19 protein-coding genes are annotated in these 24,883 nt (G+C 73.0%); 7 read left to right on the plus strand and 12 right to left on the minus strand.

Annotated features, from left to right (window positions below; translation table 11 throughout):
- Positions 1 to 13: 13 nt before the first annotated feature.
- The 5 genes from aceE to ASD33_RS16825 form a co-directional block, all read right to left on the minus strand.
- On the minus strand, positions 14 to 2,719 hold the full coding sequence (gene aceE, locus ASD33_RS16805) for a pyruvate dehydrogenase (acetyl-transferring), homodimeric type (protein WP_056560353.1): 2,706 nt from the start codon (positions 2,717 to 2,719) through the stop codon (positions 14 to 16).
- Between the two features lie 319 nt (positions 2,720 to 3,038).
- The gene (locus ASD33_RS16810) at positions 3,039 to 3,662 is read right to left on the minus strand and encodes a GntR family transcriptional regulator (RefSeq protein WP_056560357.1); all 624 of its coding nucleotides are present in this window, start codon (positions 3,660 to 3,662) and stop codon (positions 3,039 to 3,041) included.
- Positions 3,663 to 3,806: 144 nt separating this feature from the next.
- Positions 3,807 to 5,573, minus strand: a complete 1,767-nt coding sequence (gene sucB, locus ASD33_RS16815) for a 2-oxoglutarate dehydrogenase, E2 component, dihydrolipoamide succinyltransferase (protein WP_056560359.1) — start codon at positions 5,571 to 5,573, stop codon at positions 3,807 to 3,809.
- A gap of 63 nt (positions 5,574 to 5,636) precedes the next feature.
- On the minus strand, positions 5,637 to 7,025 hold the full coding sequence (lpdA, locus tag ASD33_RS16820; protein ID WP_056560364.1) for a dihydrolipoyl dehydrogenase: 1,389 nt from the start codon (positions 7,023 to 7,025) through the stop codon (positions 5,637 to 5,639).
- Between the two features lie 331 nt (positions 7,026 to 7,356).
- A complete protein-coding gene (locus ASD33_RS16825; RefSeq protein ID WP_056560367.1) occupies positions 7,357 to 8,865 on the minus strand; it encodes a leucyl aminopeptidase in 1,509 nt (502 codons plus the stop codon).
- A gap of 315 nt (positions 8,866 to 9,180) precedes the next feature.
- Between ASD33_RS16825 and ASD33_RS16830 the strand changes: the two genes are divergently transcribed.
- From ASD33_RS16830 to ASD33_RS16850, 5 genes are read left to right on the plus strand one after another with little or no spacing between them, the layout of a single operon-like run.
- Entirely contained in the window at positions 9,181 to 11,280 is a 2,100-nt protein-coding gene (locus ASD33_RS16830; protein WP_056560370.1) for a hypothetical protein, read from the plus strand.
- Between the two features lie 25 nt (positions 11,281 to 11,305).
- Positions 11,306 to 12,853 carry a GT4 family glycosyltransferase PelF gene (pelF, locus tag ASD33_RS16835; protein ID WP_056560373.1) on the plus strand — a complete coding sequence of 516 codons (1,548 nt, stop codon included), beginning with the start codon at positions 11,306 to 11,308 and terminating at the stop codon, positions 12,851 to 12,853.
- The gene (locus ASD33_RS16840; RefSeq protein WP_056560376.1) at positions 12,850 to 14,382 is read left to right on the plus strand and encodes a hypothetical protein; all 1,533 of its coding nucleotides are present in this window, start codon (positions 12,850 to 12,852) and stop codon (positions 14,380 to 14,382) included. Before pelF ends, ASD33_RS16840 begins: the two co-directional genes overlap by 4 nt.
- Before the next feature lie 12 nt (positions 14,383 to 14,394).
- Positions 14,395 to 15,012, plus strand: a complete 618-nt coding sequence (locus tag ASD33_RS16845; protein WP_056560380.1) for a spherulation-specific family 4 protein — start codon at positions 14,395 to 14,397, stop codon at positions 15,010 to 15,012.
- On the plus strand, positions 15,009 to 15,797 hold the full coding sequence (locus ASD33_RS16850; RefSeq protein ID WP_056560383.1) for an endo alpha-1,4 polygalactosaminidase: 789 nt from the start codon (positions 15,009 to 15,011) through the stop codon (positions 15,795 to 15,797). The genes ASD33_RS16845 and ASD33_RS16850 overlap by 4 nt, the downstream gene beginning before the upstream one ends.
- A gap of 30 nt (positions 15,798 to 15,827) precedes the next feature.
- On the opposite strand, the gene ASD33_RS16855 is transcribed toward ASD33_RS16850, so the two are convergent.
- Complete coding sequence (locus ASD33_RS16855; RefSeq protein ID WP_056560384.1) at positions 15,828 to 16,592, minus strand: adenosylcobinamide-GDP ribazoletransferase; 765 nt, start codon at positions 16,590 to 16,592, stop codon at positions 15,828 to 15,830.
- A 67-nt stretch (positions 16,593 to 16,659) separates the two neighbouring features.
- Between ASD33_RS16855 and ASD33_RS16860 the strand changes: the two genes are divergently transcribed.
- Positions 16,660 to 17,430, plus strand: coding sequence for a hypothetical protein (locus ASD33_RS16860; protein WP_056560387.1), 771 nt, complete (start codon positions 16,660 to 16,662; stop codon positions 17,428 to 17,430).
- Here the strand turns inward: ASD33_RS16860 and ASD33_RS35785 are convergent.
- From ASD33_RS35785 to ASD33_RS16880, 4 genes are all read right to left on the minus strand, one after another.
- Positions 17,364 to 18,080: a hypothetical protein gene (locus ASD33_RS35785; RefSeq protein ID WP_056560390.1), complete on the minus strand. Its 717-nt coding sequence runs from the start codon at positions 18,078 to 18,080 to the stop codon at positions 17,364 to 17,366. The genes ASD33_RS16860 and ASD33_RS35785 overlap by 67 nt on opposite strands.
- A complete protein-coding gene (locus tag ASD33_RS16870) occupies positions 18,077 to 19,867 on the minus strand; it encodes a phosphatidylglycerol lysyltransferase domain-containing protein (protein ID WP_056560394.1) in 1,791 nt (596 codons plus the stop codon). Before ASD33_RS16870 ends, ASD33_RS35785 begins: the two co-directional genes overlap by 4 nt.
- Positions 19,868 to 19,988: 121 nt before the next feature.
- Positions 19,989 to 21,065, minus strand: a complete 1,077-nt coding sequence (cobT, locus tag ASD33_RS16875; RefSeq protein WP_056560396.1) for a nicotinate-nucleotide--dimethylbenzimidazole phosphoribosyltransferase — start codon at positions 21,063 to 21,065, stop codon at positions 19,989 to 19,991.
- A gap of 47 nt (positions 21,066 to 21,112) precedes the next feature.
- Positions 21,113 to 22,315 carry a bifunctional adenosylcobinamide kinase/adenosylcobinamide-phosphate guanylyltransferase gene (locus ASD33_RS16880; RefSeq protein WP_056560399.1) on the minus strand — a complete coding sequence of 401 codons (1,203 nt, stop codon included), beginning with the start codon at positions 22,313 to 22,315 and terminating at the stop codon, positions 21,113 to 21,115.
- Positions 22,316 to 22,406: 91 nt separating this feature from the next.
- Here ASD33_RS16880 and ASD33_RS16885 point away from each other — a divergent pair, with 91 nt between their 5' ends.
- Positions 22,407 to 22,613, plus strand: a complete 207-nt coding sequence (locus ASD33_RS16885; protein WP_056560402.1) for a hypothetical protein — start codon at positions 22,407 to 22,409, stop codon at positions 22,611 to 22,613.
- 286 nt (positions 22,614 to 22,899) lie between these two features.
- Here ASD33_RS16885 and ASD33_RS16890 read toward each other — a convergent pair whose 3' ends face one another.
- Together ASD33_RS16890 and ASD33_RS16895 are read right to left on the minus strand one after the other, a co-directional pair.
- Complete coding sequence (locus ASD33_RS16890; RefSeq protein ID WP_056560404.1) at positions 22,900 to 23,985, minus strand: trypsin-like peptidase domain-containing protein; 1,086 nt, start codon at positions 23,983 to 23,985, stop codon at positions 22,900 to 22,902.
- A gap of 120 nt (positions 23,986 to 24,105) precedes the next feature.
- Entirely contained in the window at positions 24,106 to 24,879 is a 774-nt protein-coding gene (locus ASD33_RS16895; protein ID WP_242427013.1) for a methyltransferase domain-containing protein, read from the minus strand.
- Positions 24,880 to 24,883 lie beyond the last annotated feature (4 nt).

Genomic DNA, 24,883 nt, shown 5'->3' on the forward strand with positions numbered 1-24,883 from the left:
GACCGGATCCGGCCTACAGACCGTAGCGCTCGCGCGCCTCCTTCACGGCCGAGGCCGGGACCTCGCCGCGGCGGGCGAGCTGCGCGAGGGCCGCGACGACGATCGACTGCGCGTCGACGCCGAAGTGGCGGCGGGCCGCGTCACGGGTGTCCGAGAGGCCGAAGCCGTCGGCGCCCAGCGAGGACCAGTCCTGCTCGACCCACTGCGCGATCTGGTCCGGGACCTGGCGCATGTAGTCGGAGACCGCGAGGACCGGGGACTCGATGCCGTCCAGGGCCCTGCGGATGTACGGCACCTGCTCCTCGCCGCGCAGGAGGGCCGCGTCGGCCTCCAGCGCGTCACGGCGCAGCTCCGTCCAGGAGGTCGCGGACCACACGTCGGCGCCCACGCCCCACTCGGCGGCGAGCAGCTTCTGCGCCTCCAGGGCCCAGTGGATGGCCGTACCGGAGGAGAGCAGCTGGATGCGCGAGGCGTTCGCCGGGAGGTCGAGACCGGCCGACTCCGCCGTGTTGAAGCGGTAGAGGCCCTTGACGATGCCCTCGTCGATCCCGGCCGGCTTGGCCGGCTGCGGCATCGGCTCGTTGTACACGGTGAGGTAGTAGAAGACGTTCTGGTCCTCGCCCTCGGCGGCCTCGCCGTACATCCGGCGCAGACCCTCCTTGACGATGGCCGCGACCTCGTAGGCGAACGCCGGGTCGTACGTCAGCGCCGCCGGGTTGGTCGCCGCGATCACCGGCGAGTGGCCGTCGGCGTGCTGGAGGCCCTCACCGGTGAGGGTCGTACGGCCCGCGGTGGCGCCGACGAGGAAGCCGCGGCCGAGCTGGTCGCCGAGCTGCCACATCTGGTCGGCGGTCCGCTGCCAGCCGAACATCGAGTAGAAGATGTAGAACGGGATCATCGCCTCACCGTGCGTGGAGTACGCGGTGGAAGCGGCGATGAAGTCGGCCATCGAACCGGCCTCGGTGATCCCCTCGTTGAGGATCTGGCCGTTCTTGGCCTCCTTGTAGTACATCAGCTGGTCGCGGTCGACCGGCTCGTACGTCTGGCCCTTCGGCGAGTAGATGCCGAGCGACGGGAACAGCGACTCCATACCGAAGGTACGGGCCTCGTCCGGGACGATCGGGACCCAGCGCTTGCCGGTCTCCTTGTCGCGGATCAGGTCCTTGATCAGACGCACGAAGGCCATCGTCGTCGCCATCGACTGCGCGCCGGAGCCCTTGTCGAAGGCGGCGAAGGCCTTCTCGGCCGGGGCCGGCAGCGGGGCGAGCGGCTGGGTGCGGCGGGCCGGTGCCGGGCCGCCGAGGGCCGCGCGGCGCTCCTGGAGGTAACGGACCTCGGGGGAGTCGGCGCCGGGGTGGCCGTAGGGCACCTGGCCGTCGACGAACTGCGCGTCCGAGATGGGGAGTTCGAGAAGGTCACGCATGTTCTTGAACTCGTCGGTCGTGAGCTTCTTCATCTGGTGGTTCGCGTTCTTCGACGCGAAGCCCTCACCCAGGGTGTGGCCCTTGACGGTCTGCGCGAGGATGACCGTCGGCGCGCCCTTGAACTCCACGGCGGCCTTGTACGCGGCGTACACCTTGCGCGGCTCGTGGCCACCGCGCGAGAGGTGGAAGCACTCCAGGATCTTGTCGTCGCTCAGCAGCTGCGCCATCGCGACGAGCGCCGGGTCCTTGCCGAAGAAGTCCTGGCGGATGTAGGCGGCGTCGCGGGTCTGGTACGTCTGGACCTGCGCGTCCGGCACCTCGCGGAGGCGGCGGACCAGGGCGCCGGTGGTGTCGAGCGCGAACAGCTCGTCCCAGGCGTTGCCCCACAGCGACTTCACGACGTTCCAGCCGGCGCCGCGGAACTGGGCCTCCAGCTCCTGCACGATCTTGAAGTTGGCGCGGACGGGGCCGTCGAGGCGCTGCAGGTTGCAGTTGATGACGAAGGTCAGGTTGTCCAGACCCTCGCGGGCCGCCAGGGCGAGGGCGGCGGTCGACTCGGGCTCGTCCATCTCGCCGTCACCGAGGAACGCCCACACGTGCGAGGCGGAGACGTCCTTGATGGAGCGGTTGGTCAGGTAGCGGTTGAAGCGCGCCTGGTAGATCGCCGAGAGCGGGCCCAGACCCATGGAGACGGTGGGGAACTCCCACAGCCAGGGGAGGCGCCGGGGGTGCGGGTAGGAGGGCAGGCCGTTGCCGCCGGACTCCTGCCGGAAGTTGTCGAGGTGGGCCTCGTCGAGGCGCCCGTCCAGGAACGCGCGGGCGTAGATGCCGGGGGCGGCGTGACCCTGGATGTAGAGCTGGTCGCCGGAACCGTCGGCTTCCTTGCCCTTGAAGAAGTGGTTGAAGCCGGTCTCGTACAGCCAGGCGGCCGAAGCGAAGGTGGCGATGTGACCGCCGACGCCGTACTTCGAGCCGCGGGTGACCATCGCGGCCGCGTTCCAGCGGTTCCAGGCGGTGATCCGGCGCTCCATGGCCTCGTCGCCGTCGAAGGCGGCGCCCGTCGGCTCGGCGGAGGTCGGGATGGTGTTGACGTAGTCCGTCTCCAGCAGCTTGGGCAGGGCCAGGCCCGCGCCCTCGGCGTGCTGGAGCGTGCGGCGCATCAGGTAGGCGGCCCGGTGGGGGCCGGCGGCCTTGGTGACGGCGTCCAGGGAGGCCGCCCACTCGGCGGTCTCCTCGGTGTCACGGTCCGGGAGCTGGTCGAGCTCGCTCGGAATCTTGCCTACGGGATCGGTCATGATCGCCGCCTTCCGGACAGATGGGGGTGGAGAAGGGGTGCCTTGTCTGGCAGGACAGGGCGAAGGGCCGGGTAGCGGCCCGCCGAAGACTGTAAACCGACGATCGATGATCGATCAAAGGGTTGAAGGGGAAAACCTCTTCAGATCGAGAAAGTCGGCACAGGGTGCCAAGGAAAAGGGCACCCGGTGCCTCCGAAATGACCCGTTCTCGCAGGTCGGAGGCGCTTTCTGAGGGGGTGCTCGCACGGATGAGCGGGCCCGCCGAAGGCGGACCCGCTCGCTGTGCGTCAGACCTCTCGGGCCCCGGCCGGGTCCCGGATCAGGCCCTGGGGGCGCAGCCCAGAACGTGCGCCTTCACCAGGGCGCCGATGTTCGGGTCGCCCCTGCGGAAGGCCTCCACCAGCTCCTGGTGCTCCTCCGCGTACGACTTCTGGACCGTGCCCAGCCAGCGGATCGACAGGGCCGTGAAGACCTCGATGCCGAGCGTCTCCCAGGTGTGCAGCAGCACGCTGTTCCCGGCGGCCTTCACCAGCTCCCGGTGGAAGGCCACCGTGTGCCGCACCTGCGCGGTCCCGTCGGAGGTCGCGTCCGCCTCGTAGAGGGCCGCCACGTGCGGTTCCAGGGCCGAGCAGTCCGCCGCCAGCCGTCCGGCCGCCAGCTCGGCCGCGATCTGCTCCAGACCGGCCCGGACGGGGTAGCTCTCCTCCAGGTCGGCGGCGGTCAGATTGCGGACCCGGACGCCCTTGTTCGGCGCCGACTCGATCAGCCGCAGCGACTCCAGCTCGCGCAGCGCCTCGCGGACCGGGGTCTGGGAGACCTCCAGCTCGGTCGCGATCCGGCGCTCCACGATGCGCTCGCCCGGCTTCCAGCGGCCGCTGACGATCCCCTCCACGATGTGCTCGCGGATCTGCTCGCGCAGCGAGTGGACGACGGGGACGGTCATGAAGCGGCTCCTCGGGGAGTGTTGACTCTCAAGACAATACGGCGGCGCCCCCGTCCGGAAACACTTCCGGACGGGGGCGCCGCAGGTGAGGCTCGTTACGTTGCCTCCGCGTCTGCCTTTCGGTCCACCGCTTCGGCGTACGCCTTACAGGCCGAGGTCGACCTCGAACTCGCCGGCCTCGAGGATCGCCTTGACCGAGGTCAGGTAGCGGGCGGCGTCGGCGCCGTCCACCAGACGGTGGTCGTAGGACAGCGCGACGTACGTCATGTCGCGGATCGCGATCGTCTCACCCAGGTCCGGGTGGTTGATGACGACCGGACGGCGCACGGTGGCGCCGATGCCCAGGATGGCGACCTGGTTCGGGGGCACGATGATCGTGTCGAAGAGCGCGCCGCGCGAACCGGTGTTGGAGATGGTGAAGGTCGCACCGGCGAGGTCGTCCGGGGTGATCTTGCTGGCGCGCACGGCGCCGGCCAGCTCCGCGGTCTTCTTCGAGATGCCGGCGATGTTGAGGTCGCCCGCACCCTTGATGACCGGGGTCATCAGACCCTTCTCGGAGTCCACCGCGATACCGATGTTCTCGGTGTCGAAGTAGGTGATCGTGCCCTCGTCCTCGTTGATCCGGGCGTTGATGACCGGGTGGGCCTTCAGCGCCTGGGCCGCGGCCTTCACGAAGAACGGCATCGGGGACAGCTTGACGCCCTCACGGGCGGCGAAGGCGTCCTTGGCCTTGGCGCGCAGCTTCATCAGCTTGGTGATGTCGACCTCGACGACCGAGGTCAGCTGGGCCTGGCCGTGCAGCGCCTTCATCATGTTGTCGCCGATGACCTTGCGCATGCGGGTCATCTTGACGGTCTGACCGCGCAGCGGGGAGACCTCGAGCGCCGGAGCCTTGGCGGCGGCGGCCGGAGCCGCGGCCGGAGCGGCGGCGGCCTTCTTGGCCTCGGCGGCCGCGAGGACGTCCTGCTTGCGGATGCGACCGCCGACGCCGGAGCCCTTGACGGCCGCCAGGTCGACACCGTTCTCGGTGGCGAGCTTGCGGACCAGCGGGGTCACGTACGCGCCGTCCTCGGCGGGAGCCGCGGGCGCCGCCGGAACCGGGGTGACCAGGGCCGGGGCGATGGACGGGGCGGCGGGCGCGACCGGAGCCGGAGCGGCGACCGGGGCAGCGGGCGCCACCGGGGCCGGAGCGGCGACCGGGGCGGCCGGAGCCACCGGGGCCGGAGCGGCGACCGGGGCCGGGGCCGCCGCGGGGGCGACCGGAGCCGGAGCCGGGGCGGCGGCCGGAGCGGCACCCGCGGCACCGATGACGGCGAGCTTGGCGCCGACCTCGGCGGACTCGTCCTCGGCGACGACGATCTCCAGGAGGACACCCGAGACCGGGGCCGGGATCTCGGTGTCGACCTTGTCCGTGGAGACCTCGAGCAGCGGCTCGTCGGCCTCGACGGTCTCGCCGACCGACTTCAGCCAGCGGGTGACGGTGCCCTCGGTGACGGACTCGCCGAGCGCCGGCAGGACGACGTCCGTGCCGGTGGCGCCACCGGCGGCCGGAGCCTCGGCGGGGGCCTCGGCGACCGGAGCCGGAGCCGCCGGGGCCTCGGCCGCGGGGGCCGGGGCGGCGGCCGGAGCCGGAGCGGCCTCGGCGGCCGGAGCGGCGGCGGCGGGCGCACCCGTGCCGTCGTCGATGATGGCCAGCTCGGCGCCGACCTCGACCGTCTCGTCCTCGGCGACCTTGATGGAGGCCAGGATGCCCGAGGCGGGGGCCGGGATCTCGGTGTCGACCTTGTCGGTCGAGACCTCGAGCAACGGCTCGTCGGCCTCGACACGCTCACCCTCGGCCTTGAGCCAGCGGGTGACGGTGCCCTCGGTGACGCTCTCGCCGAGCGCCGGCAGGGTTACGGAAACCGACATGGTTTCAGTTGCTCCTAACGAATTGCGGGAAGTGGTCGTCGCGCCCTGTGATGACGATGAGCGTCAGTCGTGGGAGTGCAGCGGCTTGCCGGCCAGGGCCAGGTGGGCCTCGCCGAGCGCCTCGTTCTGCGTCGGGTGGGCGTGGATGAGCTGCGCGACCTCGGCCGGCAGCGCCTCCCAGTTGTAGATCAGCTGCGCTTCGCCGACCTGCTCGCCCATGCGGTCACCGACCATGTGGACGCCGACCACGGCACCGTCCTTGACCTGGACGAGCTTGATCTCGCCCGCGGTCTTGAGGATCTTGCTCTTGCCGTTGCCCGCGAGGTTGTACTTCAGGGCCACGACCTTGTCCGCGCCGTAGATCTCCTTGGCCTTGGCCTCGGTGATGCCGACGGAGGCGACCTCGGGGTGGCAGTACGTCACCCGGGGCACGCCGTCGTAGTCGATCGGGACGGCCTTCAGGCCGGCCAGGCGCTCCGCGACGAGGATGCCCTCGGCGAAGCCCACGTGCGCAAGCTGGAGGGTCGGGACGAGGTCGCCCACGGCCGAGATCGTCGGCACGTTGGTGCGCATGTACTCGTCGACCAGGACGTAGCCGCGGTCCATCGCGACGCCCTGCTCCTCGTAACCGAGACCGGCGGAGACCGGGCCGCGGCCGATGGCGACGAGCAGCACCTCGGCCTCGAAGGTCTTGCCGTCGGCCAGGGTGACCTTGACGCCGTTGTCGGTGTACTCGGCGGACTGGAAGAAGGTGCCGAGGTTGAACTTGATGCCGCGCTTGCGGAACGCGCGCTCAAGGAGCTTCGAGCTGTTCTCGTCCTCGACCGGGACCAGGTGCTTCATGCCCTCGATCACCGTGACGTCGGTGCCGAAGGACTTCCACGCGGAGGCGAACTCGACGCCGATGACACCGCCGCCGAGGATGATCGCGGACTCCGGGACCCGGTCCAGGGTCAGCGCGTGGTCCGAGGTGATGATCCGGTTGCCGTCGATCTCCAGGCCGGGCAGGGACTTCGGCACGGAACCGGTGGCCAGGAGGATGTGACGACCCTCGACACGACGGCCGTCGACGTCGACGGAGGTCGGGGAGGACAGGTGGCCGGTGCCCTCGATGTACGTCACCTTGCGGGAGGCGACGAGACCCTGCAGACCCTTGTACAGGCCCGAGATCACGTCGTCCTTGTACTTGTGCACGGCCTTGATGTCGATGCCCTCGAAAGAGGCCTTGACACCGAACTGCTCCGCCTCGCGGGTCTGGTCGGCGACCTCACCGGCGTGGAGCAGGGCCTTCGTCGGGATGCAGCCGTTGTGCAGGCAGGTGCCGCCGAGCTTGTTCTTCTCGATCAGTGCGACGTCCAGGCCCAGCTGCGCTCCGCGCAGCGCCGCGGCGTAACCGCCGCTGCCGCCGCCGAGGATCACTAGGTCGAAAACGGTGCTGGCGTCGTTCGCCACGTCACGTCCTCCATGCATGTGCGCTCGTCGCCGGTCGTCGATGACCGGGCGGCGGCTGGTGTCCGGCCGCTTTATTTCGGCCCTGTGGTGGGGGCCCTGTCCTGCCGAGAACCCATCTTCGCACTTGTTGACGGACGACGGGACGCGGGGCCGTGCTCTGAGACGGCCGATCGTCCGTACGGCGGGGCCACCAGCGCGTACGAACCTACGGATTTCGTCGCCGGCGAACACGGTGGACGCCGGACGCGGCCGACACGGCCGGCGGCGGACGGCGTGCGAACGGGGACGGCCCCGGGCGCGAAGCCCGGGGCCGTCCCCGTCACGGTGGTGCTCAGAGCTCGCCGGCCGCCGTGCGCTCGGCCAGCTTCACCAGGGTGCGCACCGAGGAGCCGGTGCCGCCCTTCGGGGTGTAGCCGTACGGGGCGCCCTCGTGGAAGGCCGGGCCCGCGATGTCCAGGTGGGCCCAGGTGATGCCCTCGCCCACGAACTCCTGGAGGAAGAGACCGGCGACCAGGCCGCCGCCCATCCGGACGCCCATGTTGGCGATGTCGGCGGTGGGGGAGTCCATGCTCTTGCGCAGGTCCGCGGGGAGCGGCATCGGCCAGGCCTGCTCGCCGACCTCCTCGGCGATCTCGTGGATCGCGGCGCGGTAGTCGTCGTCGTTGGCCATGATGCCGAAGGTGCGGTCGCCCAGCGCCAGGACCATCGCGCCGGTCAGGGTCGCCACGTCGACGATCGCGTCCGGGTGCTCCTCGGAGGCCTTGGTCAGCGCGTCGGCGAGGACGAGCCGGCCCTCGGCGTCGGTGTTGAGGACCTCGACGGTCTTGCCGCTGTACATGTTCAGGACGTCACCCGGGCGGGTGGCGGAGCCGGAGGGCATGTTCTCCGCCAGGGCGAGCCACCCCGTGACGTTGACCTCCAGGCCCAGCCGGGCCGCGGCGACGACGGAGGCGAAGACGGCGGCGGCGCCGGCCATGTCGCACTTCATCGTCTCGTTGTGGCCGGCCGGCTTCAGGGAGATGCCGCCCGAGTCGTAGGTGATGCCCTTGCCGACCAGGGCGAGGGTCTTCTCCGCCTTCGGGTGGGTGTAGGCGACCCGGACCAGGCGCGGCGGGTTCACGGAGCCGTTGCCGACGCCCAGGATGCCGCCGAAGCCGCCCTTGGTGAGCGCCTTCTCGTCGAGGATCTGGACCTTGAGGCCGTGCTCCTTGCCGGCGGCCTGGACGGCGGCGGCGAAGGTGGCCGGGTACAGGTCGTTCGGCGGCATGTTGATCAGGTCACGGGCGCGGTTCATCTCCTCCGCGACGGCCTGGGCGCGCTCGGCGGCGGCCTTGAAGGCCTTGTCGCGCGGCTTGGCGCCGAGCAGGGCGACCTCGCCCAGCGGCTTCTTCGCGTCCTTGCCGGCCTCCTGGTACGCCGTGTAGGCGTACGCACCGAGCAGGGCGCCCTCCGCGATGGCGGCGGCGTCCTCGGCGACGTCGATCGGCAGCGCGAACGCGGCCTTCTTCGTGCCGGTCAGGACACGGGCGGCGGTGCCGGCGGCGCGGCGCAGGACCTCGGCGCCGTACGACTCGCCGTCCTCGGGCACGCTGCCCAGGCCGACGGCCAGGACCAGGGGCGCCTTGAGGCCGGCGGGGGCGGGCACCTTCGTGGCCTCTCCCTCGGCACCCGAGGCGCCCAGGGTCTCCAGGACGGCGGCGAGCCGGCCGTCGAAGGCCTTGTCGACGGCCTCGGCGCCCGGGGCGACGACGAGCGCCTTCCCGGACTTCGCGACGCCGACGACGAGGGCGTCGGCGCGCAGCGTCGCCGCACCGGCAGTGCTGAGAGTGAGAGCAGTCACGGTGGTGAAATCTCGCTTCCATTGAGTTCTGTGGCGGTCGAGGGATGGGCCGACCGTGCCCGCCGCATCGTATTTCGGCCCGGAGAGCGCCGAGAACGAGCCTACGCTCGCTCAGCGGGTTCGCTCACGGCGGCGTTGATTCACTCATCCGTGGTGTCTCTTTCATGTTTACCGTTCCGGCCCGGAACGCTCGTCCACACTCGCCTCATTCGCGCAAGGACGACGCCCTCGTCTTTGCATCATCTGCATGATCTCCACAGGCCCTGCGTCCCGGCCCCGGGCGCGGCAGGACCTGCCGAGGGGGGACACCACCCGATGGACTCCGGCCGAATCCGTACGCCCAGAACCGCGCCCCGCACCCGCCGAGGCGCCCGCGTCGCACCCCGCACCGCCCGCGTCGCGGCCCTCGCCGCCGCCGCGCTGCTCGCCACCGTCGTCCCGTCCGCGCAGGCCCTCGCGGCCCCCGCGCCCCGGATCGACCTCACCGTCCTCGTCGTCGACGACGGCGGCAGCGCGGTCGGGGCGATCACCGCCGAACTGAAGGGCTCCGGCGTCCCGTACCGCAGGATCGACCTCGACGACCCGAACCGGCCCGTCCTCGACACGGCCTTCCTCAGCGACACCCTCGACGGCCGCCCCCGCGCCAAGTACCAGGGCGTCGTCCTGCCGCACGAGAGCGCCTTCGGCCCCGACTCGGCCGAGCACACCGCCCTCCAGGCGTACGAGCGGACGTTCGGGATCCCGCAGGTCGACGCGTACACCTGGTCGCACCCCGGCGTCGGCCTCGACTACACGAACGAGGGAGGCTGGTCCGGCGTCCTCGACGGGACCACGGCCGGCGTCACCGCCGCCGGGCGGGCCGGCCCCTTCGGCTATCTGAACGGGGCGCTCACCTTCGAGGACAACGACCCGGCGATCTCCGAGAGTTACGGATACGCCGGCCGCCCCCGCGCCGGGTACACCAGCTACCTGGACATGCCCGTCGACGGGGCCGGCGGCCGGGCCAGCCTGGTCGGCGAGTACGCCGCCGACGGGCGCCGCGAACTCGTCGTCACCTTCGCCTACAACCAGTACCAGCGGCAGTTCCGGGCCCTCGCCCGCGGCATCGTCGAATGGCTCACCCAGGGCGTCCACCTCGGCCGGAGCCGCAACTACCTCTCCGTCCACGTCGACGACGTCTTCGCCCCCGACGCCCGCTGGGACACCGGACTCGACTGCACGCCCGGCGACTTCGACTGCGTCGGCGACGACGGCGAGGGCGCGAACCCGATCCGCATGACGGTCGCGGACGCCCAGTACGCCGCCGCCTGGCAGAAGTCGGCCGGCTTCACCCTCGACATGGTCTACAACGGCGGCCAGGGCGAGCAGTGGAAGACCGAGCACGGCGGCAGCGACCCGCTCACCGACCGGCTCGTCGCAGACCGCGCCCAGTACCGGTGGATCAACCACACCTACACCCACCCCTTCCTCGGCTGCGTCCAGGACAACGCCGTCGTGCCCTGGCAGTGCGCCAAGGACACCGCGGGCAACACCCTCTGGGTCAGCCGCTCCGAACTCTCCGGCCAGATCCGCGACAACTACAACTGGGCCGTCGGCAAGGGCATCTCCGTCGACCGGACCGAACTCGTCACCGGCGAGCACTCGGGCCTCAGGACCCTTCCCCAGCAGCCCGTCGACAACCCCAACCTCGCCGGCGCCCTCGCCGACAACGGCGTCAAGTGGACCGGCAGCGACAACTCCCGCGAACCGCAGCAGCGTTCGGTCGGGACCGCCACCGGCGCCGCGAAGACCGTGCCCCGCCACCCCATGAACGTCTACTACAACGTGGGCACCGCCGCCGAGATGGCCGATGAGTACAACTGGATCTACACCTCCCGCGCCGCCGGCGGCAGCGGCGTCTGCGAGTCCAACCCCGCCTCCACCTGCCTGCCCGCCCCGCTCCCCACGGCCACCGGCTACGCCGACCACATCGTGCCGCAGGAAGCCCGCACCGCCCTCTCCCACGTCCTCGGCAACGACCCCCGCCCGCACTACGTGCACCAGTCCAACCTCGCCGAGGAACGCCTCCTCTACCCCGTCCTCGACCGGGTCCTCGGCGACTACCGGGCCCTCTTCGCGCCCAGCGCCCCCCTGGTCAACCCCGCCCAGAAGGACGTCGGCACCGAACTGACCCGCCGCACCGCCTGGGACCAGGCCCTCGCCGCCGGCAAGGTCACCGCCTACCGCGTCGGCGGCACGGTCACCGTCAAGGCCCCCGCCGGCGTCGCGGCGCCCGTCACCGCCCCCGAGGGCACCCGCAAGCGGCTCCTCCTCGGCACCACCGCCTTCGGGACGCCCTACGCCGGGACCCGCTCCGCCTGGACCACGCCCGAACTGCTCCAGACCAGCGTCACACTCACGCTCCCGACCGCCTGACCAGCACGTTCTGGGGGGAACGCACATGCCGAGCCGTGGCCGTCACGTCACCATGCTCACCGAAGGCACCTATCCGCACGTCCACGGCGGCGTCAGCACCTGGTGCGACCAGCTCGTCCGCGGCATGCCCGAGGTCGACTTCGAGATCCTCGCCCTCACCGGCAGCGGCCGCGAGCCCGTCACCTGGGAGCTGCCGTCCAACGTCACCCGGCACACCGCGTACCCCCTCTGGGGACTTCCGCAGGGGCCGGCCGCGCCCATCCGCGCGCGCCGGCCCCTGCGGGGGCGTACGCGCCGCCGCTTCCTCGACGCGTACGAACGCGTCCTGCTCGCCCTCCTCGACCCCGAGGCGGACTGCGACTTCGGCACCGGCCTGTACGAACTGGCCGAACTCGCCCGGCAGGGAAGGCTGACCACGGCCCTGCGCTCCGAGGCGGCGCTGCGCTCCCTGATGTGGATCTGGACCATGCCCCATCTGCCGACGCTCGCCGCCCGGCCCACCGTCCACGACGCGCTCACCGCCACCGACCTGCTCGAACACGCCCTGCGGCCACTCGCCGCCCGGATATCCACCGACGGCGTCGCGCACGCCGTCTCCAGCGGCCTCGCCACCCTGCCGGCGCTCGCCGCACAGCACTTCGAAGGGGTGCCCTTCCTGCTCACCGAACACGGCATCTACCTCCGCGAGCGCTACCTCGGCTACCGCACCGACACACAGCGCTGGCCCGTCAAGGCCCTCATGCTCGGCTTCTACCGCGAGCTCAACACCCTCGGCTACCGCAAGGCCGACCTCATCACCCCCTGCAACCACTACAACCGGCGCTGGGAGGAGCGCGGCGGCGCCCCCGTCGACCGCATCCGCACCGTCTACAACGGCGTCGACCCGGCCCTCTTCCCCGAGGCCGGACCCGAACCGGAGACACCCACCCTCAGCTGGTGCGGACGCGTCGACCCCATCAAGGACCTCGAAACCCTGATCAGGGCGTACGCGATCTGCCGGGCCGAACTCCCGGCGCTGCGGCTCCGGTTGTTCGGCCCGGTCCCCGCCGGGAACGAGGACTACCTCACCCGGCTGGAGAAGCTCGCCGCCGAACTCGGCGTCACCGACGGCCTCACCTTCGAGGGCCGGATCTCGGACGTGCCCTCCGCCTACGCGGCCGGCAGCGTGGTCATGCTCTCCTCCATCAGCGAGGGCTTCCCCTTCTCCCTCATCGAGGCCATGTCCTGCGGCCGCGCCACCGTCTCCACCGACGTCGGCGGGGTACGGGAGGCCGTCGGCGACGCCGGGATCGTCGTCCCGCCCCGCGAACCGGCCGTCATGGCCGCCGCCGTCACCGCGCTCCTGCGCGACGGGGCCCACCGCGCCGAACTCGGCCGCCAGGCCCGGCAACGGGTGATCGACCGCTTCACCCTGCACCGCTCGGTCGACGGCTTCCGCCAGATCTACCGCGAACTCGCGGGCGACCGGATCGGACCCGTACGCCCCGTCACCCACCCCAAGCCGTGGCCGGTCCGCCTGCCCGCGCCCCGCCGCATCACCCCCACCCTCGTCGCGGGAGGCACCCCGGCATGAGCGGCTCCCTCTGGCTGAGACGCCCGACCACCCACACCCCGCTCCCGGCGATCCCGCGCCCCCGCGCGCAGACCCCGGGGGCGCCCGGAGGACCCGGCAGGGGCGCGGACGCCGACACCGCGCCCCCGACGGGCCCCGGCCGCACCGGCGACGGCCACCCCGCCCCGGCCCGGGACCCGGCCCCGGACCCCACCGGGGGCGGACTCGCCGCCGACCCGCTCGACGAACTCGCCGAGCGGCTCGGGGGACTCGCCTCCGTCGCCGTCCACCCCGACGAGATCGCCGCCCTCCTCGAGTCCGACGGCATGACCGACGACCACATCCGGCTCACCTACGGCCGCGCCGACTCCTTCGAGCTCGCCGAGGACCTCTACGCGCGCGTGGAGCGGCGCCACCCCGCCCCGGAGGCACCGCCCGCCGGGCCCTGGCACAGCGGACTCGCGGGCTGCCTCCTGCGCGGCCTCGTCTTCGCGCTGCCAGGCCTCGCGTACGTCCTCGCCTCACCCCTGCTCGCCGGGGAACACGGCCGGTTCGGGCTCCCCGGCGGCACCGTCCCGCTCCTCGCGGGCGCCGTCACCGGCTGGGTCTGGAACCAGGCCCTCTCCCACCGCGCGTACACCTGGCTCGGCCTCGGCGACCGGCCCGCCGCCGCCCGCACCCTGCTCCTCGGCGCCCCGGCGGGCGCCCTGGCCGGCACGGCCGTCGCCCTCGCGGCCGCCGCGCCCGGCGAGCTCCCGGCCGCCCTCTTCGCCGCCGGGCAGTCGCTCTACCTGGCCGCCGCGACCGTCCTCCTCGTCCTCGGCCGCGAACGGGCCCTGCTCTGCGCCCTGCTGCCGCTCGCCGGAGCCGTCCCCGCCTTCCGCTGGGACCTGCCCGACCCGCTGCGCGCCGCCCTCCTCCTCGCCGCGCTCACCGCCAGCACCGTCTTCGCCGGGCTGGTGCTCCGGCCGGGCGCGCGGCGCGGCGCGGCGGGACGCGGCGGCCCGCCGCGCGCGGCCTCCCTCCCGTACGGACTGTTCGGCCTCGGCAGCGGTCTCCTCGTGCTGCACGCGGGCGTCGGCGACACGCCAGTGAGCGGGGCGGGCGCGGTGATAGCGCTGACCCTCTCCATGGGGCCCGCCGAGTGGCTGCTGCACCGCTTCCGGGGCGAGAGCCTGACCCGGCTGCGGACCCTGGCCACCGCCCGCGAGTTCCGCCGCGCGGTCACCGGCACCCTGGTGCTCTGCCTCGGCGGCTACCTCACCGTCCTCGTCGGGCTCGCCCTCACCGTGACCCTGGCCTGGCCGGGGGCGCCCCCGCCGGCGCTCCCGCGGCTCCTCACCCTGCTCCTGATCGGGACCGTGCTGTGGCTGGGGCTGCTGCTCCAGGCCTTCGGCGCGGTGCTGAGCGCCGCCGCGGTGTGCCTGCTCGCGGCGGCGGCACAGACCGCGGAACCCGCCGCGGGCCCGGTGGCGGCCGGGGGAGCGGCCGCCGTGCTCGCCGTACTCACCTGTGTTCTGCTGGTACGACCGACCGCCCACCGCGTCTAGGGGACCCGGCCCGTGAATCGTTTCCTCCTGGTGCCGTTCTACGAGCACCCGGCCGACCGTCCCGAGGCCTGGTCGGCGCTCGTGGACGCGGCCCCGTCCCTGTACGGCGTCGTCGTCAACCCGGCGAGCGGCGCGGGCGAGGCGCCCGACCCGGCGTTCGCGGAGAGCGCCGGACGGCTGCGCGCGGCCGGCGTCCGGCTCCTCGGCTACGCGGACACCGCCTACGGGCGCCGCCCGCACGCCGAGGTCGTCACCGACCTGCTCCGGCACCGCGACTGGTACGGCACCGACGGCGCCTTCCTCGACCAGGTGTCGACCGCGCCCGCCGCCCTCGGCCACTACCGCCGGATCGCGGTCGCGGCCCGCTCCGCCGGAGCGGGGACCCTGGTGCTCAACCACGGCGCCCACCCCGACCCGGGATACGAGGAGTTCGCCGACCTCCTCGTCACCTTCGAGGGCCCCTGGGACACCTACCGGGCGCTCGACCTGCCGGTCGCCCCGCACTACTGCCACCTCGTCTACGCCGCCCCGCCCGGCGTCCGCCCCGCCACCCCGGTGCACTGCGCCGTCCCCGGCACCGGCGCCCACCCCTGGGGCACCCTTCCGCACCTCCTGGAGCCCGCCCGATGAGACGAACGCTGCCCCTGCTCGCGGGGCTGCTGCTCCTCGCCACGGCCTGCACGACGGCCCCCGACCCGGACCCGAAGCGGAGCGAGGGCCGCTGGCAGCCGAAGCCGGGTCTGACCTGGCAGTGGCAGCTCAGCGGGAAGCTCGACCCGACCGTCGACGTCCCCGTGTACGACATCGACGGCTTCGACCACCCGGCGTCCGCCGTCGCGGACCTGCACCGCAGGGGCCGCAAGGTCATCTGCTACCTCTCCACCGGCGCCTGGGAGGACTTCCGCCCCGACGCGGCGGACTTCCCGAAGTCCGTCCTCGGCAAGGGCAACGGCTGGGAGGGCGAACGCTGGCTCGACATCCGCCGCACCGACGTCCTCGAACCGCTCATGGCGAAGCGCCTCGACCTGTGCCGGGACAAGGGCTTCGACGCCGTCGAACCCGACAACATGGACGGCTACCGCAACCGCACCGGCTTTCCCCTCACCGCCGCCGACCAGCTCCGCTACAACCGGCTGATCGCCCGCCTGGCCCATGACCGCGGCCTGGCGGTCGGCCTCAAGAACGACCTGGACCAGATCCCGCAGCTGCTCCCGGACTTCGACTTCGCGGTGAACGAGCAGTGCGCGGAGTACGACGAGTGCGGCCGGCTCGCCCCGTTCGTGACGGCGGGCAAGGCCGTCTTCCACGTCGAGTACGAACTGACGACGGCCCAGTTCTGCCCGCAGGCCCGGAAGCTGGGCCTCAGCTCCATGCTCAAGCACTACGACCTGGGGGTGTGGCGCCGGCCCTGCTGACGGGGGAGCGGCCGGCGCGCCACGGGCGGGTCAGCCCAGCGCGAGCGCCACCAGGGCCACCGTCGCCGCCGACTCCTCGACGGCCCCGAACACGTCGCCCGTCACCCCGCCGAAGCGCCGCACGCAGCGGCGCAGCAGCAGCGCCGCCGCGCCCATCGCGGCCCCGGCCGCCAGGACGTTGTGGACCGCGTCGTACGGGGAGAACAGCAGGCCCGCCAGGGCGCAGAGGGCCAGCACCACGGCCGTGGTGAGGGTCGCCGAGCGGACCGGGACCGTCGCGGCGACGATCGCGCCGAGTCCCTCGGGCCGGGCGGCGGGGACGCCGTGGCGGGAGGCGTGGGTGAGGGCGAGGCGGGCGACGGCCGCGGCGAGGAGGGTGCCGGCCGCGCCGTGCGCCCAGCCCTCCCCGTACAGCTCGAAGAGGGCCGCGACCTGGGCGAGCAGGACGAGGAGGAGGACGATCACGCCGAACGGGCCGACGTCCGACTGCTTCATGATGCGCAGCGCGTCCTCGGCGGGCTTGGCGCTGCCGAGGCCGTCGGCGGTGTCGGCGAGGCCGTCGAGGTGGAGGCCGCGGGTGAGGACGGCGGGGACGGCGGTGCCGACGACGGCGGCGAGCAGCGGACCCGAGCCGAGCGCCAGGAACGCGGCGCCGAGCGCGGCGGCGCAGAGGCCGACGGCCAGACCGGCCAGCGGGGCGCAGAGCATGCCGGCGCGCGCCGCGTCCCGGTCCCAGCGGGTGATGCGGGCGGGGAACACCGTGAGGGTGCCGAAGGCGAAACGCAGGCCGTCCATCCGGGCAGGGTAATCGCCGCTTCCGGACGGTAGATTGCGCATACCGCGCATATCGGAACGGGGTGGCATGGGTCACTGGTTCTCCCGCAACATCGTCGAGCCGGGCAAGCTCCCGATGCTCCTCGCGCTGACCTCGTTCATCGTGACGTTCCTGGTCACCCGGGCCGTCGTCCGCCTCATCCGGGCGGGGAAGGGGCCGTTCAAGAACGTCTCCTCCGGCGGGCTCCACATCCATCACGTCGTGCCCGGTGTGGTCCTCACCGTCCTCGGTGGATTCGGTGCGGTGGCCAGCGACCGGCACGGGGTCGGCGGGGCCGTCTTCGCGGTGGTCTTCGGGATCGGCGCCGGCCTCGTCCTGGACGAGTTCGCGCTGATCCTGCACCTGGACGACGTCTACTGGAGCGACGAGGGCCGCAAGAGCGTCGAGGTGGTCGTCCTCACCGCGTCCATGGTCCTGCTGGCCCTGAGCGGCTTCTCCCCGCTCGGCGTCGACGACATGACCTCCGACGAACGCCAGGACCGGGCCACCTTCCTCCTGACCCTGGCGGTGAACTTCCTCTTCATCCTGGTCACCCTGGTGAAGGGGAAGTTCCGGATGGCCGTGATCGGGACCCTGGTCCCCTTCGTGGCGATCGTCGGCGCCGTCCGCCTCGCCCGCCCCGGCTCCTGGTGGTCCCGCCGCTTCTACCGGCGCCGCCACCGGGCACGGGCCCGCTCCCGTATCCGTACCTACCGGCACGACAAGCGCTGGACCAGGATCCGGCGCCGCTTTCAGGACTTGATCGGCGGCTTCCAGGAGCGGGTCCCCGGACGGGGCTCCGGTTCCACCCCGTCCTGACGGCGCTCCCGCCACGCCCGGACGGCGATCAGGAGGAGGACGGCGGCGATGGCCGCCAGATGCTCCTTGCCCGCGAGGTTCGCCTTGATGATCACCTCCACGACCATCGCCACGACCACCAGCGCGCCCGTCCACCGGGCGCCGAGCCGCCAGCACACGTACACGGCGAGGCCGACGACCGCGGCCGACGGCCCCGTGTCCACGACCTGCGCGTCGGAGGCGGGCAGCCCGAGCGGGCCGTCCGGCCCGAGCGCGATGCCCACGCGCGCGTACAGCGTCCCGGCGAGCGTGGCCAGATAGGCGACGCCGAGGGTCCGCCACCGGCCGAGACAGATCTCGGCGATCCCGAACACCAGCAGGACCTGGGCGAGCGCGCCCCACACCGGCAGGTCGAGGGCGGGTACGAAGAGCGAGAGCGGGGTACGGAGCAGCGACAGCCACAGGGGGTCCTCGGCCCGTACGGAACCGATGTCCTGGACCGCCTGATAGCCCCAGCCCTGGTTCTGCACCACCTGGAACAGAGCGGTGAGGGAGACGGCGGCGAGCGTCATCGGGACCGCCCTCCACCGCTCGGTGACGAGCGCCGTCCGTACGGTGGTGAACAGCGGCCCCCACTCGCGGCGGGCGAAGTCCCGGAGGGCCCGGCTCAACGGCCGCTCTCCAGATGTCTGCGGTGCATCCTCCCCCAAGGACTTCGTCCAGGGGGTGCCCCCAGCAGCCCGGGGGCCTCCAGGAACCCCTCCGCCCGGCCGGCGGCGAGGCCGATGCGCAGCAGGTCCGCACTCTTCTCGAAGAGCATGAATCGGGGCTCCCAGATCGGTCGGTACTTGGCGTTGGCGCGGTACAGCGACTCGATCTGCCACCAGCGGGAGAAGAAGCTGAGCAGCGAACGCCACATGCGCAGCACGGGTCCCGCCCCGAGCTTCGAGCCACGCTCGAAGACGGAGCGGAACATCGCGAAGTTCAGCGAGACCTGAGTGATCCCGATCTCCTTGGAGCGCTGGAGGAGTTCGATGACCATGAACTCCATCAGACCGTTCTCGGAGTCGCGGTCGCGGCGCATCAGGTCGAGCGAGAGCCCCTTCGGGCCCCAGGGCACGAAGGACAGCACGGCCCGCAGCTCGCCCTGTTCGTCGGTGCACTCCAGCATCACGCAGCGGCCGTCGCGCGGGTCCCCGAGCCGGCCGAGCGCCATCGAGAAGCCGCGCTCGGTGGCGCCGTCCCGCCAGTCGTCGGCCCGGCGCAGCAGCTCGGCCATCTCGTCGGCCGGGATGTCCTCGTGGCGCCGGATGCGGACCTCGTAACCGGCCCGCTTGACCCGGTTGAAGGCCTGCCGGACCGTCCGCATCGCCCGGCCCTCGAGCGTGAACTCGTCGGTCTCCACGATCGCCTCGTCGCCCAGCTCCAGCGCGTCCAGGCCGTGCCGGGCGTAGATGGTGCCGGCCTCCTCGCTCGCCCCCATCACGGCCGGGATCCAGCCGTGCTCACGGGCCTCGGCGAGCCAGGGCTCGATCGCGCCGGGCCAGGCCTCGGGGTCGCCGATCGGGTCGCCGGACGCCAGCGACACCCCGCCGACCACCCGGTAGGTCACGGCGGCCTTCTCGCTCGGCGACCACACGACGCTCTTCTCGCGGCGCAGCGCGAAGTAGCCGAGCGAGTCGCGGTCGCCGTTCTTGTCCAGCAGCAGCCGCAGCTTCTCCTCGTCCTCCTCGGTCAGCGGGTCGACGGCCCGGCGGGAGCGGAAGGCGGCGAACAGCACCGCGAAGAGCAGCAGCGTGGACAGCACGTTGATGGTCACGTCGACCCAGCCGGGGGTGCTGATCCCGGCGATGCGGGAGTCGTCCGCGGCCAGGGTGATCAGCCGCATCACGCCGTACCGCCAGCGCTCCAGGAAGGTGGAGGGAGCGGTGGCGGTGTTGGTGACGGTGACCAGGACCGCCGCGAGCAGCGAGGTCACGAGCAGTCCGCCGACCGCCACGATCGCGGCCAGCCACGGGTTGGAGCGGTCGCCCTTCGCGTAGAACTCCTTGCGGCCGAGCAGCAGCGCGAGGACGAACGCGGCGGTCAGGGCCAGCGAGATCCAGTTCTGGGCGTGCTGCCGGATCTCCGGGAAGAACATCACCAGCGCGAAGAGCAGCAGGAAGAGCCCGCCGAGCACCAGGTTGAGGATCCACGCGGCCCGCTTGCGGCGCCGCATGGTGATCGCCAGGAAGAGCGTGAAGACGCCCGAGGCGAAGCCCGCCGTGAGCATGTACGGGGTGAAGTAGTTGTCCTCGTTGTGCCGGCGCAGGTCCTGCCCGAAGGAGACCCAGACGGCACTCAGGAAATTGATGAACGTGACGACGCGCAGGTACCAGACGGCGAACGCGGCGCTGCGCCGCGAACGGGCCGTGGTGCCCCGGGGCGCTCCTTCGGCGGACAAGCGGGCCTCTCCCATGAAAAGCGATCATATGGGGCGCCGCTCGCCGTGCGGCGACGCCGGAGACGGCCGCGCGCGCGTCGCGACCGGCCGCCTGACCGGCGTCGGTGGGTCCGTCTCCCCGCGTCGGACCCCGCCGTCAGAGCCCGGAGTCGCCCTCGGCGTCCGGAGCGGTCGGGTCCGGACGTTCGGGCAGCTCCGCGGCGAGCGCCGCCGCGGCCCTGACGAGGGGAAGCGCGAGCAGTGCCCCGGTTCCCTCACCCACATGGACGCCGTGGTCGAGCAGCGGGTTGAGCGCCATCCGGTCCAGCGCCTTCGCCTGCGCCGGCTCCCCGCTCACCTGGCCCGCCAGCCACCAGTCCGGCGCCCGGAACGCCGCCCGCTGCGCCACCAGCGCGCAGGCCGCCCCCACGACACCGTCGAGGATCACCGGCATCCGCCGCACCGAGGCCTGGAGCAGGAACCCGGTCATCGCCGCCAGGTCCGCCCCGCCGACCGCCGCGAGCAGCTCCAGCTGGTCGCCGAGCACGGGCCGGGCCCGCCGCAGCGCGTCCCGGATCGCCGCGCACTTCCGCATCCACGCCAGATCGTCGATCCCGGCTCCGCCCCGGCCCGTCACCACGGAGGCGTCCGTCCCGCACAGCGCCGCGATCAGCGTGGCCGCCGGCGTGGTCCCGCCGACGCTCAGGTCCCCCAGCACCACCAGATCGGTGCCCGAGTCCGCCTCCTCGTCGGCGATGGCGATGCCCAGCCGGACCGCCGCCTCGGTCTCCTCGACCGTCAGCGCGTTCTCGACGTCGATCCGCCCGGTACCCCGCCGCACCCGGTGGCGCACCACCTCGGCGGGCAGCAGCTCCGGGTCGCAGTCCAGCCCGGCGTCCACCACCCGGACCGGGACCTCCGCCGACCGGGCCAGCACCGCGACCGGGCTCTCCCCCTCCAGGACCGCGCGCACCAGCTCGTGCGCGGTGCCCGCCGGGCGCCCCGACACGTCGAGCGAGGCGATCCCGTGGTCGCCCGCGAAGAGCACCACCTTCGGCTGCTCGATCGCCCGCACCTTGACCGAGGCCTGCGCGGCCGACAGCCACTCACCGAGCTCGTCGAGCCGGCCGAGCGCACCCGGCGGCACGGTCAGCCGCTCACGGCGCTCCTCGGCGTCACGCCGGATCCCCCCGTCGGGGCGCTCGATCAGATCGGAGAAGTCGTCCAGGTTCACGGGATTCCGCCTTGTGACAATCAGCGAGGGCCATCGGTGCTCGCACCCTACCCGCGCAGCACGAACGGCTGACCGGCGACCACGAGGAGGACCTCCTCGCACTCGTCGGCGAACGCCGCGTTCAGCCGGCCCAGCTCGTCCCGGAACCGCCGCCCCGCCGCCGTCGCCGGCACCACCCCCGAGCCGACCTCGTTCGTCACCGCGACGACCGTGCGACGGGTGGCGCGCACCGCGGCCACCAGCTCCGCCGTCCGCTCCCGCAGCGCCGCCTGCCCGCCGGCCGCCCACGTCTCGTCGTCCCAGGCGCCCACCCGGTCCATGGCGTCCGTCAGCCACAGCGACAGACAGTCCACCAGCAGCGCGGGCCCGTCCCCGTCGAGCAGGGGTACGAGATCGCAGGTCTCGGCGGTACGCCAGGAACCGGGCCGCCGCTCCCGGTGCAGGCCCACCCGCTCCGCCCACTCCGGGTCGCCCTCCCGGGTCCCGCCGGTCGCCACGTACAGCACCTCGGGGAAGGACTCCAGGCGCCGCTCGGCCTCCACGGACTTCCCCGACCGGGCCCCGCCGGTCACCAGCGTCCGGCGCGGCACGTCCGGCACCTCGTGGTACTCGCCCACGTACAGCGTCGTCCCGTCCGGCACCGCCCGCGCGCCGGCCGCCGCGAGCCGCCGGTCCAGCTCCGCTCCCGTCGGCGCGTCGTGGTCCAGATGGACGGCGATCACCTCGGTCGCCGGGCCCACCGCGCCGGTCGCCCGCAGCCGGGCCAGCGCGTCCGGCCGGCCCGTCACATCGGCGACGACCATGTCGTACGGCACCCGGTGGTCCTCGGGGAGGCCCGCCGGAGCCCCGCCGGGCGGCAGATAGAGGAGCCGCTCGCCGTCCGCCGAGGTCACCTCGTACCCGGTGCCGGGGGAGTCCATCGCGACCGCCCGCACCCGGTGTCCGGAGATCAGCGTCAACTCCCGTCCGTCCGGCACCCGCCCGGCCGTCGGCAGCCCGGCGGGCACCTCGACGGCGGGCCCGTCGTGCGGATGCGTCAGCAGCACCTGCCGTACGCCCACCAGCGAATGGCCCGAACGGGCCGCCGCGAGCGCGGCCCCCGGGGTCAGATCGAGCAGCAGGGCCCCGTCCACGAGCAGCGCCGTCGCGGCGCGGACCCGGGGGCCGCGGGAGAGCGCGCACACGGCGCAGGGGCAGTCGGAGCGGGGGAGTCCGAGCGGGGCGCCGGTGCCGAGCAGAGTCAGTTCCACCCTCAGATCCTCCCGCGCCACCGCGAGGCGTGCGCGCCCGGCTACTCTGCGGGCAGGAAACCGATCATCCGGTGAGCGCCAGGAGGCGGACATGGCATGGACGTGGCGGTTCGAGAAGTCCGACGGCACAGAGGTCGAGCCGGTGGTGACTCCGGAGGAGTTCACCACCCAGGGCGACGCGGAGAGCTGGATCGGCGAGCACTGGCGTGACCTCCTGGGCGGTGGCGCGGACCAGGTGACGCTGTCGGAGGACGACACGAAGATCTACGGCCCGATGCCCCTGAACGCGGAGGGCTAGGGCGCCCGGCGGCCAGGGAGGGGGTGCGGGGGACACGGTCCCCGGCACCCCCTTCGGCCTGGGTGGCCCCGGTGTCCCGGGGCGCGTGACTCGGGTTGGGCCTCAGGGCTCCGGGCCCCGGTGCGTCCCGGCCGACGGCTCTCGGGCCCGGGCCTTCGGCCGTGCCAGGAGCTTTCGGGGTCCGTGTCTCCGGGCGCCGGTCCCGTCCGGGCCCCGGGCGCGTGCGGGTTCCGTGTCTCCGGGCCGGGCCACGTCCCGGCCCCGGCCACGTCCCGGCCCCGCGCCGTCACAGCTCGCCGAGCGTGATCTCCGTCTTGTGGGTCGTCGTGCCCCGGACGTACGTCGCCGTCACCTTGTCGCCCGGCTTCATCGAGGCCAGCGCCTCCGACAGCGACGTGATCGTCGTGATGTCGGTGTCCCCGAGCCGGGTGATCACGTCGCCCGGCTTCAGACCCGCCTTGCCCGCCGCGCCGTCGGCCGGGGCCTCGACCACGGCGACGCCCGCCGGGTTGTAGTCGTCGTCGAGCACCGTACGGCCGGTGATGTCCAGGGCCGCCCGGCCCGAGTCCGTCACCTTGCCGTCCTTGATGATCTGGTCCGCGATCGTCCGGACCATCGACGCGGGGATCGCGAACCCGATCCCCGGTGCCGTCCCGCCGCCCAGCTCCGGATCGGTCGCCGCGAGCGTCGGGATGCCGATGACCTGGCTGTCCAGGTTCACCAGGGCGCCCCCGCTGTTGCCCGGGTTGATCGCCGCCGAGGTCTGCACCATGTTCCCGATGGTCGCGCCGGTCCCGCCGCCGTCGCGCCCCTCGCTGACCGTGCGGCCGGTCGCCGAGACGATGCCCTGCGTCACGCTGCCGGACAGGCCGAGCGGAGAGCCCATCGCGAGGACGATCTGCCCCATGTCGACGCCGGCCGAGTCGCCGAACTTCGCCGGCTTCAGGCCCTGCGGCAGCGACTCCAGCTTGATCACCGCGAGGTCCTGCTCGGGGTACGAGGAGACGAGCCGGGCGGTCACCGTCTGCCCGCCGGTGGCGGCGGCGACCTTGAAGGTCTTCTCCTCGCCGACCACGTGCGCGTTCGTGACGACGTGCCCCTTGTCGTCGTAGACGACCCCGGAGCCGAGGCTGGCGCTCGCGTCGATCTGCACCACCGACGGCAGGACGTTCTTGATGACGGCCTGGTAGTCGTCCTGGAGTTCGTTGGCGGAACGCGGCGCCGCCGCCTGCGTCGAGCGCTCGGGCGCGGCCGGGCCCCCGCCGGAGGAGCAGCCGCCGACGAGCGCGGCGGCGCAGACCGTGGCCGTCAGGGGGAGGAGGAGACGGGGCGTACGGGCACGGGCACGCGCGGAGGCGCGGGAGACGTCCATGTCCGGAGTATCTGTTTCATCCCGCGCGCGGGCCCGGCGGGCGCACCCGATCAGGGGTGCGGGACCCCGCTCGGGGTCCCGCGGGGGCGGCGACGGCCGTACGAGGCCGGCCGCGCCGCGTCAGCCCCGTACCCCGCAGAGGTGCAGCAGCGCCGCCAGCCGCCGGTACGGCTCCGTGCGGCCCGCCCGGTCCTCGGCGGCGAGCAGCCGGTCCAGCTCCTCGGCGGCCGGCAGCCCCGCCTCGTGCGGGATGCCGTCGGTGAAGACCCGCACCCCGTACCAGGCGTGCAGCGGCGCCGCGATGCCCGCCAGCGTCGAGGTCAGCGCGTCCAGCCGGTCGGCCCGCACCTTCACGCCGTTGTCGTCGGTGTAGACGTCCGAGTCGAAGGCCGCGAGCGCCCCCGACCAGTCGCCGGCGAGCCCCGGCCGCAGGGCGAGCGCCTCCGCGTTCCGCACGACCAGGGAGAGGAGTCCGCCGGGGGCGAGCATCCTGGCCAGGCCGGCGAGCAGCGCGTCGGGCTCGTCCGCGTACATGAGCACGCCGTGGCAGAGGACCACGTCGAAGCTGCCGGGGAGGAAGTGCACTCCGGTCTCGCGTCCGTCGCCCTCGATCAGCCGGACCCGCTCGCGGATCCCGGCCGGTTCGGTCGCCAGCGAGTCCCGGGCCGCCTTCAGGAGGTCGGGATCGGCTTCGAGACCGGTGACGGTGTGCCCCGCGCGGGCGAGGCGCAGGGCCTGGGTGCCCTGGCCCATGCCCGCGTCGAGGATGCGCAGCCGCTGGCCCACCGGGTAGCGGCCGGATATCTGCTCGTCGAGCTGACGGGCGACGATCTCCTGCCGGATGGTGTCGCGCAGCCCGCCGGAGCCGGCGGGCCAGTGCACGACGGGCAGCACGGGG

The organism is Streptomyces sp. Root1304, assembly GCF_001426405.1.
In the GTDB taxonomy this organism is placed as follows: domain Bacteria; phylum Actinomycetota; class Actinomycetes; order Streptomycetales; family Streptomycetaceae; genus Streptomyces.

Bases quoted from the DNA above. Each gene is read 5' to 3' on its own strand.
- ASD33_RS16870 (WP_056560394.1), bottom strand. From the start codon at position 19,867: ATGGGAGAGGCCCGCTTGTCCGCCGAAGGAGCGCCCCGGGGCACCACG.
- ASD33_RS16890 (WP_056560404.1), bottom strand. From the start codon at position 23,985: ATGGACGTCTCCCGCGCCTCCGCGCGTGCCCGTGCCCGTACGCCCCGT.
- ASD33_RS16855 (WP_056560384.1), bottom strand. From the start codon at position 16,592: ATGGACGGCCTGCGTTTCGCCTTCGGCACCCTCACGGTGTTCCCCGCC.
- ASD33_RS16840 (WP_056560376.1), top strand. From the start codon at position 12,850: ATGAGCGGCTCCCTCTGGCTGAGACGCCCGACCACCCACACCCCGCTC.
- ASD33_RS16810 (WP_056560357.1), bottom strand. From the start codon at position 3,662: ATGACCGTCCCCGTCGTCCACTCGCTGCGCGAGCAGATCCGCGAGCAC.
- aceE (WP_056560353.1), bottom strand. From the start codon at position 2,719: ATGACCGATCCCGTAGGCAAGATTCCGAGCGAGCTCGACCAGCTCCCG.
- ASD33_RS16850 (WP_056560383.1), top strand. From the start codon at position 15,009: ATGAGACGAACGCTGCCCCTGCTCGCGGGGCTGCTGCTCCTCGCCACG.
- pelF (WP_056560373.1), top strand. From the start codon at position 11,306: ATGCCGAGCCGTGGCCGTCACGTCACCATGCTCACCGAAGGCACCTAT.
- ASD33_RS16885 (WP_056560402.1), top strand. From the start codon at position 22,407: ATGGCATGGACGTGGCGGTTCGAGAAGTCCGACGGCACAGAGGTCGAG.
- ASD33_RS16830 (WP_056560370.1), top strand. From the start codon at position 9,181: ATGGACTCCGGCCGAATCCGTACGCCCAGAACCGCGCCCCGCACCCGC.
- ASD33_RS16860 (WP_056560387.1), top strand. From the start codon at position 16,660: ATGGGTCACTGGTTCTCCCGCAACATCGTCGAGCCGGGCAAGCTCCCG.
- sucB (WP_056560359.1), bottom strand. From the start codon at position 5,573: ATGTCGGTTTCCGTAACCCTGCCGGCGCTCGGCGAGAGCGTCACCGAG.